Raw genomic sequence first — 12,357 nt, forward strand, 5'->3', positions numbered from 1 at the left:
TTACTTTTAAAGGAGACCTAAATGATATATGAAAATATCACACAAACTATCGGCAAAACCCCGGTAGTTAAACTAAAATCAGGCGAAAATGAAGCTGAAATTTATGCTAAGCTTGAATTTTTTAATCCAGGAAGTTCTGTTAAAGACAGAATCGCTTTTAACATGATACAAAAAATGCTACAAAACGGTAAGCTAAAAGACGGCGATACTATAGTTGAGCCTACAAGCGGCAATACCGGAATAGGCGTAGCCATGGTAGGAAGCGCACTTGGATTTAAGGTCGTCCTTTGTATGCCTGAAAGTATGAGTATAGAGCGTCGCAAGATAGTAGCGGCGTATGGAGCAAAGCTAGAGCTAACCGAAGCAGCAAAAGGTATGAAGGGTGCTATAGCGCGTGCTACCGAGCTAGCTGCCCAGCCAAATCATGTGATGTTAAGTCAATTTGAAAACGAATTTAACCCAGAGGCTCACGAGCTAAATACTGGCGTTGAGATCATAGCCGACTTTGACTCGCTTGATGCTTTTGTTGCGGGAGTTGGCACCGGTGGAACTATAAGCGGTGTTGCTAAAAAACTAAAAGAAAAAGGCTATAACACCAAAATAGTAGCCGTAGAGCCTGAGGCTTCACCTGTATTAAGCGGCGGAAATCCTTCACCTCATAAAATTCAAGGCATTGGTGCTGGATTTGTTCCTGATACGATGAATCTTGATATTGTTGATGAAATTCAAAAAATCAGCAACGAAGATGCTATGCTTGGCGCAAGAGAAGTTGCTAAAAGCGAGGGTATACTTTTTGGTATTAGCGGTGGTGCTGCTTATGTTGCCGCAAGACGCGTGGCTAAGGCGCTTGGAAAAGGTAAAAAGGTTCTTTTTATAGCTCCGGATAATGGCGAAAGATACCTAAGCACTGAACTTTACGGTGTGTGATATGAATTTTTGGGCTGAGATAAAAGAGCTAGTAGGGGTCGTAAAAGAGAAAGACCCCTCTGTTAAAAAGTGCTGTTTTGTAGCAATACTTATAAACACTCCCGGCATTCATGCTATAGCGATACATAAATTCGCGCACTTTTTATATAAAAAAGAGCGCTTTTTCTTAGCTAGATTTATTTCACAAATTTCAAGATTTATAACCGGTATCGAGATACATCCTGGTGCTACGATAGGTCGTAGATTTTTTATAGACCATGGTATGGGTGTTGTTATAGGAGAGACTGCGCAGATTGGAGATGATGTGATGATGTATCATCAAGTTACACTTGGCGGCACGGGAAAAGAGTGTGGCAAGCGCCATCCAACGGTTGGCAATGGAGTAACCATAGCTGCAGGTGCAAAAATACTTGGAGCGATAACTATAGGAGATGGTGCAAAGATCGGTGCAAATTCGGTTGTTTTAAAAAATGTTCCTATAAACGCTACGGTTGTTGGGATCCCGGCTCGCGTGGTTAGAGTAAATGGCAATAAATACGAGCCGGAGTTTATGATTTAGGTTTATATAGAATTTTTATACTTTAAAACTTCAGAATAAATTTCATCTTTTAATCTTAGTTTTTCTTTTTTTAGTATTTCAAGCTCTTTTGCACCCAAAGAGCCTCTATCTATCTGCACATCTAGTTCTTTATGCTTCTGACAAAGTGAAGCAAAACGTGCGTTTTTTGTTTTTAACTCATTGATAAGATCCGTGTGCTCATGTAACATAAGGTCTCCTTTGTTAAAAATTTACAAATTCTAACAAAAGAGAGTAAATGTTTGACTATGAACGATAATCAGCGTTTATACTAACATATGTATGACCCAAGTCACATCCGTATGCGCTAAAATTTGCTTCTCCCACACCAAGATCGCAGCTTATTTTGTAGTTTGGTTTTTGCATTATCGCGTGAGCATCGGCTTCGCGAGCCTTGTCAAGTTCTTTGTGATTTTTATCATAAAGCAACACATCGTCGTAAAAGATTACAAGCTTGTCTTCATCACACTCTACATTACTAGCGCCGATAGTTGAGGCTATGCGTCCCCAGTTTGGATCTTCTCCAAATATCGCCGTCTTTACTAGAAGCGAATTTGAAAGAGCTTTTGCTGCGCGCTGAGCCTCTTCTAAATTTTTTGCGCCTTTTACTTCAAATTCTACTACTTTTGTTGAACCTTCGCCGTCTTTAACTAGCATAAGAGAAAGCTCTTTTGTAAGTAGATTTAAAACTTCTTTGAAAGCATTTTTATTATAAGAGTTTGATTTGCGTGAGCTTAAAAGCATGACGGTGTCATTTGTTGAGGTATCGCCATCCACGCTTACACAGTTAAAGCTTTGTTTTACTGCACCATCTAAAAGTTCATCCATATCTTCTTTTGGTATGTTTGCGTCGGTTAAGATAAAGCAAAGCATGGTTGCAAATGCCGGATTTATCATACCTGCACCCTTGCATATCGCAGCTATTTTAAATTTAGAACCGTCCTTAAGCTCTACTTCATAAGCAAGCTCTTTTTTAAAGCTATCTGTTGTCATTATCGCGTTTACGGTTGCGTTGCTGTCGCGAGAATTTAGCTCAAATTTATCAAACGATGCTGAGATTTTATCGATATTTAGCCTATATCCTATGACGCCGGTTGAGCTCATGATCGGATTTACAAGGTTTAAATTTAATGTCTCTTTTAGTCTTGTAAAAAGAGTATCTATATCATTAACTCCAGCTTCTCCGGTCATTGCATTTGCGTTTTTAGAATTTAGCAAGATGAAATTTGTTTTAAAATTTTTAGGGTATTTTAAAAAATGCCTTATAGGAGCGGCTCTAAATTTATTACTTGTAAAATTTGCACTAACATCTACGACTTCGTCGCTTCTTATGAAGCCTAGATCGTTTGCATCTTTTTTAAAACCTGACTTTACTCCTCCAAAATAAAATCCATCAACATTCTCAAGCCCGTTTTGTAGAGCAGTTATTTTAAACATATTTAAATTCCTCTGGTTTGTGTTTGCTTTTTATCACGCGTTTTGTAAGACGTATACCGTCAACCGTTCCGATAACTAGAAGTTTTGTCCCAGTGCCTATGAGAGTATCGCCGTTTGGCATCGGTATGAATTTGTTATTCATGTCGCGGATACCTACCACGTCGGCGTTTGTGATATTACGCAGATGCGTCTCTTTTAACCTTTTAAATCTAACCCACGAGTAGTCAGGCACTAAAATTTCCTCTATATCGATCGGTGAGTCTTTTTTGTATAAAAACTGCTCTAACATGTTTTCCATATCAGGACGTACACTCATGGCGCTTAGTCTTTGTGCTACTAGACGAGATGGGCTAACAACGCTATTTGCTCCTAGTTTTTTAAGGCGTTCGGTATCATCTTCGTTGTCAGAGTTGGTCATTACGAAAAATGGTCTTTTTCTACCGATCTCTTTTTCATAAAGTCTAACCGAAGCGATTAGTGCGATATTATCAGCGATGTTTGGGCTTAGAGTTATTAGTCCCTTTGCGCTTGAGAGGTGAGTTTTTAAAAATGCTGTTTGGGTATGTGGCTGAGCTTTGATAAAGTAGGGGTATTTATGTTCTTCTGCAAGTTCGGCTAGATCATCCCTATTATCCACTACTACAAAAGGTATATGGTTTTCTCTAAATTGTGCACTAAGCTCTATGGTGTATATGTTATGATAGCAGATTATAAAGTGATTTTTTAGTCTCGCGATCTTATAAAGCATGTTTCTTTCCTTTAAAATACCGATTAATAGACCTTTTTTTAAAACCTCCACCAAGATACCGATAGAAAACGTAAAAACAACAAAACCAAGCAATATAAAGGTGATGGTAAAAAGTCGTCCTTTTGTCGATATAGGTGCGACTTCGGTAAAACCGACCGTGGTAAATGTCATACCTGCTTGATATATGCCGTCTATTAATGAAAAGTTATCGATAAATACATATCCGAGCGAACCTACCGTCATCATTAAAACGACGCAGATAAGCGGAAGTCTGAAGGGCTTTAGTTGTTCGTATAGTTCGGTGTTGAGGTTTATTTCCGGCTTTGTTGAGCTAGACCAGTTGAGGAATTTTTTAAGCCTTGTTATAAAAGACATAAATTCCTCTCATTTTACATACTAGTTTGATTGCTTTTTCATTGTTCTAAGAGTTGAAGCAGCAACTTTGATTTTTCTAGTGGTGCCATCTTCTAAAGTAACGTGAATCGTTCTTAGGTTTGGCATAAATCTTCTTTTAGTCTTATTGTTGGCGTGGCTTACGTTGTTTCCAATCATAGGACCTTTACCTGTTATGGCACATCTTCTTGACATTTTTTTTCCTTATAAACAAAAATTTCTGCTGATTGTATCTAAAATAAACAAAAGGAATGCTTAAAGATACAAGATACTTTTCGTATTGATTTTTAAAAAAATAATAGATAAAATACGAATTAATTAAAAAAATTAAATTATTTTGGAACACAAATGCTTTTAAAAGAGCAAATTGATAAAAAAATAGAGCAAATTCTTTTACTTTCTAAAAATTTACAAGAGTGTAAAGGACTTCTTTTAAATTCTCAAATAGCTGAAGCCATTAAAATCATATCAGAAGATAAAACATTTAAAACATACTTTTTTACGCTTTTGCGCAAGGTTGATTTTGGCACAAAGGTAGACATAAATAGCAAAGATATTGTTGTTATCTCGCATTTGCTGGGACCTGATATTTTTAAGCTTATTGTGTATTCGTATTTTATATTTTTTAAAATTCCTAAAAATTGGAAAATTTTTAACACAAATGCTATAAAAATAGTCGAACTAAATGCTAAAATTTTATCTGATTGGAACAGACTTATAAGCTATTTAGAACAAAAAAATGATCGAAATTTACACCTTAGCGCATACGCTCTTTTGAGTATTGTGGTTTGTGAGATTATATTTTCTGATCTATCTCATAATTTTGAATACGTAGTAAGAAATTCAGATGTTAGTTATGATAGAATTTTAAAAAATTTATATGGCACAAGCTTATTTGACTTGGTTTGCAAAACGGCTGGTTTTGAGCTTGAAAACTTAAATGAAGAGTATAAAAAGCTTAGCGATTATTTAAGAATTTTGCTTATTTATGAGTTTTGCAGGCCTGAATTTTCAGATATGGGTTTTGATATGATCTTAAATTTAGATATTGATGTGACAGGCGAGATGTTGGTTAATTTTAAAAAGGCATTGGCTCATGAAAATAACCTTTAACTCATCATTTGCAGTTATTCGTGCGTTTGGGTTTTTAGAGCTTCATACCCCGCATTATTTACTTGATGATGAGAGCGTAAAACTGGTTAGAGCCAGAGGTGTTTCACATCTTTTACTCTCTTTTAAGGATGTCGTGTTTTTTGCTCCGGCATGGCTTAACCAAGCCATAGTTAGACTAAAAGAGCTTTCAAAAGAGCTAAAAGTCGAAGTTGGAATTTGTGATTACAGTATTGCACTGCACGATATAATGATGAAAACTTCATTTAGCAAGTCTATAAATTTTTCACTTTTTGAAACCGAAGATATAGCAAGGATTTTCCTTGATAGGACGCTTGTGGACACAAAAGGTTCTGTTTTGCTTTTTGTAGAGTCACAGGAGCATAGAGAGGACTTGCAAAAAAGACTTCAAGAGCGCAACTATAAGGTCCAAATTTCTAAAAACAAAACCTTGTTTTCTAATCAAAAAAAGAGATACAAATACGCAATTACCGCAAGAACACACTTAGTTGAAAAACCGTCGCTTTTGCAAACTTTTATCAAGGATAACTCTGTTATTTATAAAACCAACGGTATTATCGACTCGTCTTTTATAGAGATTTTTAATATGGATTATCATAAAAATATGTTAAAAGTCGGGTTTAAGCTATTTATATTTTGGATAAATACGACGATAAACGTCCATGGGGCAAATTTTTTGATCCGGCTTGCCCAATACAGCGCAAAATACGGCGCAATACTTATAATATGCGGAGTAAATGAAAAAAATTTATCTCCAAATTTAGTCGAAGGGCTAAAGCAAACAAATGTGCTTTTATATAAAAATTTACAAGAATTTCTTGATGATAACGGCACGGTTTATGTACCAAAAGATGCTTTTAGCTATCAGCCAAGGCATATTTCAAAGGGTATAGTTGAAATTTTGCCTTTTATCATAGAGTGTGCGACAAATTCTGTTTCTGCACTTTTGGGGAATGAAATTTTATCAGTTCGTATGAAGGTGTCAGCTTGTGACCTTCGTGTAAATAACGACCTTTTAACCGCGTGTATAGTTTTTTACGGTGATTTTGATATGAGGCTTGTTGTTGCTTTAAAGAGGGAAAAGCTAGAGCAAATGAGTAAAATTTTTGTCGGAGTAAATGACAAATTTGACCCGATTTTAAGTGGTTATGAGAAACTTTTAAGTATAATAGCGAATAAAATTTTAGCCTTTTTTATCTCAAAAGATATGAATGTCGGTGTTAGTATGTCTAAATTTTTCATAGACGATAGGTTTTATGATGATGTTAGCAATGGCGCACTTATCGAGCTTGGCATTAAAGAAGATGATAATTTAGGCGTGTTATTTATAAGCAAATAAGGAAAAATGATAATGTATGTAGCTCCTAGTATTTTATCAGCTGACTTTGGAAGGCTTGATGAGGAGATAAAAGCTATCTGTGAAGCCGGCGCTGATCTTGTCCATGTTGATGTTATGGATGGGCATTTTGTACCAAATTTAACCATCGGACCGCTTGTTGTAAATGCTGTGGCAAAGGTGGCCACAAAACCTCTTGATATACATTTAATGGTTGAGAATAACCCGTTTTTTGTTGATCTTTTCTTGCCCTTAAAGCCTAAATTTTTAACATTTCACATAGAAGAGGAAAAGCATCCTTTAAGACTGATAGACCATATCCGTAAAAATGGCATAAGTCCAGGTATCGTCTTAAACCCGCATACTCCGGTAAATTCGATCGAACATATAGTTAGCGAAGTGGATATGGTGCTTTTAATGAGCGTAAATCCTGGTTTTGGCGGGCAAAGCTTTATGCCTGTTGTTTATGAAAAAATTCGTGCACTAAGAGAGCTAATAGAAAAGAAAAATGCAAAATGCATGATCGAGGTTGACGGCGGAGTAAATGGCTTAAATGCGCCAGATCTTGATGAGGCAGGAGCGGATATCTTAGTCGCGGGCAATTATGTATTTTCATCAAATTCATACGCGGAGGCGATCCGCGCGATAAAGCTTGAGTTTTGAAGCCAAGAAAACAACGTCTTGATAACCTCTTAAATTTACTATGCACCCATAACATGGGCTACTACGAGTTCATATCCAAATTTTCAGATATAGAAGAGTTAAGTGGATTTATGGATGTTAGAGATATTGATATGTGGTGTGCTTTGGGGCTTGATATCATAAAGACAGAACAAAATGAGATTGAGCTTTTAACGCGCTTTAGGGACATAAGCGAGCAAGAAATTTGTGTGGTAGATATAGAGACAAGCGGTGGTATAAATACCGGGCAAATAATAGAAATAGGTGCGGTAAAGATAAAAAATTCAGTCGAAATAGGGCGTTTTGAAAGCTTTGTTTCAGCGCCGTTTGTTCCTGAAAACATAACAGAGCTAACAGGCATAAGCACAGATGATTTGGTGGGTGCTCCAAGCCTTAGCTATGTTTTGGAGAAATTTAAGTTATTTTTAGGAACATCACTTTTTGTTGCTCATAATGTAAATTTTGATTATGGATTTATCTCGCAAAGCTTGGATCAAATAGGGCTAGGAATGCTTCTAAATCGCAAACTTTGCACCATAGATCTAGCTCGCAGGACGATAGCCTCTGAAAAATACGGTCTTGGCTCGTTAAAAGAGTTACTTGGCATCAACAACCTTCATCATCGTGCCTTAAATGACGCGATAGCTGCAGCTGAAATTTTAAAAATTTCACTCTCTAGACTTCCATTTAGCGTTCAAACAACAGAAGATTTGATTAAATTTAGCAAAACCGCTCCAAGCATGAAGCTAAAACCCGAACCTGTTTTGGTTTAGGGTATTAAATTTAATAAAGGCAAAAGTCCCACAAACTGCGGGACCTAACTCTCTTTTAGTAGTTTTGTTGCGATAAGATCGGCTTTTGCCTTATCCGTGTCTTTCTTTAGGGATTTGTAAATTTTATTTACATAAGCTTCTAAAACATCATGGCTATTTATTGACTTTTCGTTATCTTTTACCGTTAGTTGTTTGTATTCGCCGTCTTGTTGCAGCTCAAATGCTAGTTCGTTATCGCTTAGTTGAAGTTCTAAAAGTTCAAGCATTCGCTCTTGAAGTCTAGGCTCGTAAATAGGCGTCATAAGCTCCAGTCGACGCTCTAAATTTCTAGGCATCCAGTCGGCGCTTGAGATATAAATTTTAGGCTCAGCGTGTTTAAAGTATAGAATTCTCGCGTGCTCTAGATACTTGCCGATGATTGAACGCACACGGATATTTTCGCTTTTACCTGCTACATTTGGCCTAAGTCCACATACGCCTCTTACGATAAGATCGATCTTTACTCCTGCATTTGAGGCTTTGCTTAGCTCGTTTATGACATCGGTGTCTATAAGAGCATTCATTTTGGCGATGATCCTACCCTCTTTGCCTTTGCTTGCTTCAAATTTTATTTTTTCTATGATGCGCTCTTTTATCTGAAATGGCGACATTGAGAGGGTTTGAAGGCGGCGATTTTTATTATAGCCAGAAAGGATATGGAAAAATATCGTCGAGTCGTTGGCAAATTCATTTCTTGAAGTAAATAGACTAATATCGGTGTAAATTTTTGCAGAACTACCGTTGTAGTTGCCTGTTCCAAAATGCATGTAAAATTTAAGTTTATCTCCAACTTGTCTGATGACCTGACTAACTTTAGCATGGACTTTAAATCCTGTTATACCGTATATAACATGTGCGCCGGCGTTTTCTAACTCTTTTGCCCAGTGTAGGTTATTTTCCTCGTCAAAACGCGCCTTTAGCTCAACCATTACCGTTACTTGTTTGCCATCACTTGCAGCGTCTATTAGACTTTGGATTATAGGCGAGTTTTTATCGACCCTATAAAGCGTCATGCGTATTGAAATAACCTTTGGATCTTTGCTCGCCTCTTTTACAAACTGCACAACCGGATCAAAGCTCTCATAAGGGTGCATTAACATAATGTCTTCTTTATCGATAGCTTCAAAGATATTAATATTTTCTCCAAATGGCGGGAGAGTTTTTGGCGTATAAAGAGGATTTGCAAGATGACTAAAATCCTTGTTTGAGGCGATTTGCCAAAGCGAGCTTAATGTTAGTGGTATCTTTGAATAATAAATATCTTTGTGGAAAATTTTCATGTGAGAATTTAAAAATTCAAGTATCTCTGGGTCTGCGTCATGAGCGATTTGCATGCGGACAAAAGCGCCTTTTCTGCGAAGCTTTAAGCCTTGTTCTAGTATCATCATAAAGTCATCGGCTTCTTCCTCTTCTATGACTATATCGGCGTTTCTGGTAACTCTAAACACGCATGAGCTAATGAGCTTATATCCTGGAAATATCTCTTCTGCGTGGCGTTTTACTATCGTTTCGATAGGCACGTAGACATTCTCGTTTGGCTGTATGAATCTTGGTAAAACACGAGAAATTCGTATCATGCCGTATTTTAAAATTTCAGGATGCTCTACGTCTGAAAGTTTCACGGCTAGCGAAAAACTAAGGTTATTTAAATGCGGAAAAGGGTGCGTCGCATCAACAGCGATAGGAACTATTACAGGTAAAATATTTGAGAAAAAGTATGTGTCGCATTTTTGTTTTAAACCCTCATCAAGCTCTTCGTAGTTTTTGATAAATAAATTCTCTTTCGCGAGAGAATTTTTAACATCGTTATAGTGCGCTTCTACGATTTTATGTTCGTTTTGCAGGTATTTTCGTATCTCTCTAAGTTGATCTAACGGGCTCATTTCGTCACTACCGCTAGTTACTACACCTGCGGCAAAAAGTTGTTTAAGACCAGCTATACGTATCATATAAAATTCGTCCAAATTTGTCGTATAAATGGCTAAAAATTTAAGCTTTTCAAGCAGAGGAATGTCTTTGTTGCATTGTGCTAAAACTCGCGAATTAAAACGAAGCCAGCTAAGTTCTCTGTTGATAAAAAGGCTTTGTTTTCTACTCATTATTATCCTTTGATTTTTGTTTTATTGTATGATATTTGCCTTAATAAATATCTTTATTATGTTTAAATTTTGCAGGTTTTTAAAAAATTTGTTACAATACCGAAGAAGTTTCACAAATGGAGCTAAAAATGTCTGATTACATTTTGCTTGTAGGTATTTTTTTGGCGTTTGTTATTTTGTTTGCGATATTAAAAAAGATTTCTTTTTAAATTTAACGATTTTAAGATAAATGTTTATTTTATAATTTCTTTGATATCGCGTAAATTTATACTATATCTCTTTTAAATTTGTTTCCCCACCACATAAATGCGAAAAGTAAACCTGGGGATTTAATCTTTTGTTCATTTGTCATAAATTCGCGCACTTGCTCTAGTTTAAGATAGACAAGCTCTATGCGTTCACCGTCTATCCCGCCGCCACTACCTATCTTCATATCGTCGTTAATAGCTGCGTAAAACATTGTTTGCTTGTTGCCTCCAAAGCCAAGAGCTCCGTGTGTGACGGCTATTTTCTCGACACTATATAACTTAAAGCCAACCTCTTCGATAGCCTCTTCTTTGATGGTTTGCTCTTCGCTTAAGCCCTTATCCATAAGCCCGGCGCAAAGTTCGTATGTGTAGCCCATTTCTTCATAATTTTCTCCACTCTTGCTTAGGTTATACCAGATAGGAGGGCGAAACTGCTTAACTAGTAAGAAAGCATCCTTGTTCTCATGATAAAGCAATATCGAAACGCTATCGTGCACATGCACGCAGTCCCAGTTGCGGCGCATACCGTCTTGCGTGAAGCTGATCCTGTAAGGACGGACAAATTTTGAGTCTGTGCATTCTAAAATTTTAATATCAGTTATAGTAGTATCCATTTTGCAAGTCCTAAAAAGCTAAAAAATCCAACTACATCAGTTACTGTAGTAAGTAAAACGCTTGAGCCAACAGCAGGATCGATGTTAAATTTCTTTAAAGCCAGCGGTATCACCGTGCCAAAAAATCCGGCAAAGAAGAAATTTGTAAGCATGGCTGTTCCTATAACAACGCCAAGCATCGGTCTGTTAAACCAAAATGCCGCCACAAGCCCGATTAACACCGCAAAGATAAGTCCGTTAATAAAAGCGATACCAAGCTCTCGGATAAGGGCTGGTTTGGCGTTTTTAAATTCTATCTCGCCAAGAGCTAGGCGTCTAACGGTAACAGTAAGTGCTTGAGTGCCGGTATTGCCGCCCATTGAAGCAACTATGGGCATCAAAACGGCAAGCGCGACATAGCTTGCGATAGCGTCGTCAAAAAGACCTATGATGCTTGATGAGATGATAGCGGTAAATAAATTTACAAAAAGCCAAATTCCTCTTGATCTGGTTGCATTTAAGAGAGAATTTTCCTCTTCATCGGCATCACCTACGTTTGCGAGGTTATAAATTTGTTCCGTTGCTCGCTCTTGAATAAAGTCGTGAATGTCATCTGTTGTGATACGACCAAGCAAAACTCCTCTCGTGTCCACAACGGCTATAGAGTTCATATCATAATCCTGAACAACCTCTACTACCTCTTCTATAGGGTCGTTGTCCATAGCAACGTGCGGTTTGTATTTATCCTCTTCACTTTTTTCTATGATATCTTTTAGGCTAGAGTTAAAGTCAAAAAGTATCAAATCCTCAAGCGGTATGGCAAATTTTAAGATGTGCCTTTCATCGGTTATAAACAGTTGCGAGACGTTTTCTAGTTCGCCAAGCTCTTTTTGCTCTCTTAGTCGCTCAACCGCCGTGCTTAGTTTTTCGTTTAAATTTGCACTAAAAAGCTCGGTCTGCATATATGCGCCGGCTTCGTTTTCGTCGTAGCTTCTAAGACGTAAAATTTCGTCTTGATCCTCTTTGTCAAGTCCGTCAAAAAGCTCTTTTGCTTTTTCCTCATCGATATCTTCGATGTATTGCAAAAGATCTGTAGCGTCGTCACTTTCAAGCTCTTCAAGTGCTTCGACGATCTTCTCTGAAGGGATGGTTTCGATCACGTCTTTTAGCATGTGATCAGGAAGTTCGATAGCTACGTCACCAAGACTTTCAGGATCTAGCTTTTCAAGGTATTCATTATAAAGATCTTCGTCATGTTTTTTTAAGGTTTTAAGGTGTTGAGCCAGATCATACGGCGTAAGATCAACCTTTTCGTTTTCTTCGTTTAGATGTTGATCTATTATCTCTTTAGCTTCTTCAAGTTCTGCGCCCATTT

Annotated in this window: 13 protein-coding genes; 6 read left to right on the forward strand and 7 right to left on the reverse strand. The window is 37.2% G+C overall.

Annotation, left to right across the window (positions count from 1 at the left end; all coding sequences use genetic code 11):
* Window positions 1–21 precede the first annotated feature (21 nt).
* Both cysK and epsC read left to right on the forward strand, forming a co-directional pair.
* Entirely contained in the window at window positions 22–927 is a 906-nt protein-coding gene (cysK, locus tag CCAL9328_RS05465; RefSeq protein ID WP_170000204.1) for a cysteine synthase A, read from the forward strand.
* A 1-nt stretch (window position 928) separates the two neighbouring features.
* A complete protein-coding gene (gene epsC, locus CCAL9328_RS05470; protein ID WP_170000205.1) occupies window positions 929–1,486 on the forward strand; it encodes a serine O-acetyltransferase EpsC in 558 nt (185 codons plus the stop codon).
* Window positions 1,487–1,488: 2 nt separating this feature from the next.
* Here epsC and CCAL9328_RS05475 read toward each other — a convergent pair whose 3' ends face one another.
* Genes CCAL9328_RS05475 through rpmB form a run of 4 tightly spaced genes read right to left on the reverse strand, consistent with a single transcriptional unit; the run spans window position 1,489 to window position 4,277 of the window.
* Entirely contained in the window at window positions 1,489–1,695 is a 207-nt protein-coding gene (locus CCAL9328_RS05475; protein ID WP_169937390.1) for an HP1242/YdcH family protein, read from the reverse strand.
* A gap of 55 nt (window positions 1,696–1,750) precedes the next feature.
* On the reverse strand, window positions 1,751–2,941 hold the full coding sequence (gene argJ / locus CCAL9328_RS05480) for a bifunctional glutamate N-acetyltransferase/amino-acid acetyltransferase ArgJ (protein ID WP_169971468.1): 1,191 nt from the start codon (window positions 2,939–2,941) through the stop codon (window positions 1,751–1,753).
* Window positions 2,934–4,064, reverse strand: coding sequence for a potassium channel family protein (locus tag CCAL9328_RS05485; protein ID WP_169937393.1), 1,131 nt, complete (start codon window positions 4,062–4,064; stop codon window positions 2,934–2,936). Before CCAL9328_RS05485 ends, argJ begins: the two co-directional genes overlap by 8 nt.
* A gap of 21 nt (window positions 4,065–4,085) precedes the next feature.
* Window positions 4,086–4,277, reverse strand: a complete 192-nt coding sequence (gene rpmB, locus CCAL9328_RS05490; protein WP_169971470.1) for a 50S ribosomal protein L28 — start codon at window positions 4,275–4,277, stop codon at window positions 4,086–4,088.
* A 153-nt stretch (window positions 4,278–4,430) separates the two neighbouring features.
* On the opposite strand from rpmB, the gene CCAL9328_RS05495 reads away from it, so the two are divergent.
* Genes CCAL9328_RS05495 through CCAL9328_RS05510 form a run of 4 tightly spaced genes read left to right on the forward strand, consistent with a single transcriptional unit; the run spans window position 4,431 to window position 8,003 of the window.
* Window positions 4,431–5,195: a hypothetical protein gene (locus CCAL9328_RS05495; RefSeq protein WP_170000206.1), complete on the forward strand. Its 765-nt coding sequence runs from the start codon at window positions 4,431–4,433 to the stop codon at window positions 5,193–5,195.
* Window positions 5,179–6,552 carry a hypothetical protein gene (locus tag CCAL9328_RS05500; RefSeq protein WP_169971474.1) on the forward strand — a complete coding sequence of 458 codons (1,374 nt, stop codon included), beginning with the start codon at window positions 5,179–5,181 and terminating at the stop codon, window positions 6,550–6,552. Before CCAL9328_RS05495 ends, CCAL9328_RS05500 begins: the two co-directional genes overlap by 17 nt.
* A 12-nt stretch (window positions 6,553–6,564) precedes the next feature.
* Window positions 6,565–7,212: a ribulose-phosphate 3-epimerase gene (gene rpe, locus CCAL9328_RS05505; RefSeq protein ID WP_169971792.1), complete on the forward strand. Its 648-nt coding sequence runs from the start codon at window positions 6,565–6,567 to the stop codon at window positions 7,210–7,212.
* Window positions 7,209–8,003 (forward strand): 3'-5' exonuclease, encoded by a 795-nt coding sequence (locus CCAL9328_RS05510; RefSeq protein WP_169971476.1) that lies wholly within the window; start codon window positions 7,209–7,211, stop codon window positions 8,001–8,003. The genes rpe and CCAL9328_RS05510 overlap by 4 nt, the downstream gene beginning before the upstream one ends.
* A 44-nt stretch (window positions 8,004–8,047) precedes the next feature.
* Here CCAL9328_RS05510 and CCAL9328_RS05515 read toward each other — a convergent pair whose 3' ends face one another.
* From CCAL9328_RS05515 to mgtE, 3 genes are all read right to left on the reverse strand, one after another.
* Window positions 8,048–10,141 carry an RNA degradosome polyphosphate kinase gene (locus tag CCAL9328_RS05515; RefSeq protein ID WP_169971478.1) on the reverse strand — a complete coding sequence of 698 codons (2,094 nt, stop codon included), beginning with the start codon at window positions 10,139–10,141 and terminating at the stop codon, window positions 8,048–8,050.
* Between the two features lie 265 nt (window positions 10,142–10,406).
* Entirely contained in the window at window positions 10,407–11,003 is a 597-nt protein-coding gene (locus CCAL9328_RS05520) for an NUDIX hydrolase (protein WP_169937404.1), read from the reverse strand.
* A complete protein-coding gene (mgtE, locus tag CCAL9328_RS05525; RefSeq protein ID WP_169937406.1) occupies window positions 10,988–12,355 on the reverse strand; it encodes a magnesium transporter in 1,368 nt (455 codons plus the stop codon). Before mgtE ends, CCAL9328_RS05520 begins: the two co-directional genes overlap by 16 nt.
* Window positions 12,356–12,357: the final 2 nt, after the last annotated feature.

The organism is Campylobacter sp. RM9328, from assembly GCF_012978615.1.

What these genes read in the sequence shown, in the direction of transcription:
- cysK (WP_170000204.1), top strand. Translation starts at nt 22, where the DNA reads ATGATATATGAAAATATCACACAAACTATCGGCAAAACCCCGGTAGTT.
- epsC (WP_170000205.1), top strand. Translation starts at nt 929, where the DNA reads ATGAATTTTTGGGCTGAGATAAAAGAGCTAGTAGGGGTCGTAAAAGAG.
- CCAL9328_RS05475 (WP_169937390.1), bottom strand. Translation starts at nt 1,695, where the DNA reads ATGTTACATGAGCACACGGATCTTATCAATGAGTTAAAAACAAAAAAC.
- argJ (WP_169971468.1), bottom strand. Translation starts at nt 2,941, where the DNA reads ATGTTTAAAATAACTGCTCTACAAAACGGGCTTGAGAATGTTGATGGA.
- CCAL9328_RS05485 (WP_169937393.1), bottom strand. Translation starts at nt 4,064, where the DNA reads ATGTCTTTTATAACAAGGCTTAAAAAATTCCTCAACTGGTCTAGCTCA.
- rpmB (WP_169971470.1), bottom strand. Translation starts at nt 4,277, where the DNA reads ATGTCAAGAAGATGTGCCATAACAGGTAAAGGTCCTATGATTGGAAAC.
- CCAL9328_RS05495 (WP_170000206.1), top strand. Translation starts at nt 4,431, where the DNA reads ATGCTTTTAAAAGAGCAAATTGATAAAAAAATAGAGCAAATTCTTTTA.
- CCAL9328_RS05500 (WP_169971474.1), top strand. Translation starts at nt 5,179, where the DNA reads ATGAAAATAACCTTTAACTCATCATTTGCAGTTATTCGTGCGTTTGGG.
- rpe (WP_169971792.1), top strand. Translation starts at nt 6,565, where the DNA reads ATGTATGTAGCTCCTAGTATTTTATCAGCTGACTTTGGAAGGCTTGAT.
- CCAL9328_RS05515 (WP_169971478.1), bottom strand. Translation starts at nt 10,141, where the DNA reads ATGAGTAGAAAACAAAGCCTTTTTATCAACAGAGAACTTAGCTGGCTT.
- CCAL9328_RS05520 (WP_169937404.1), bottom strand. Translation starts at nt 11,003, where the DNA reads ATGGATACTACTATAACTGATATTAAAATTTTAGAATGCACAGACTCA.
- mgtE (WP_169937406.1), bottom strand. Translation starts at nt 12,355, where the DNA reads ATGGGCGCAGAACTTGAAGAAGCTAAAGAGATAATAGATCAACATCTA.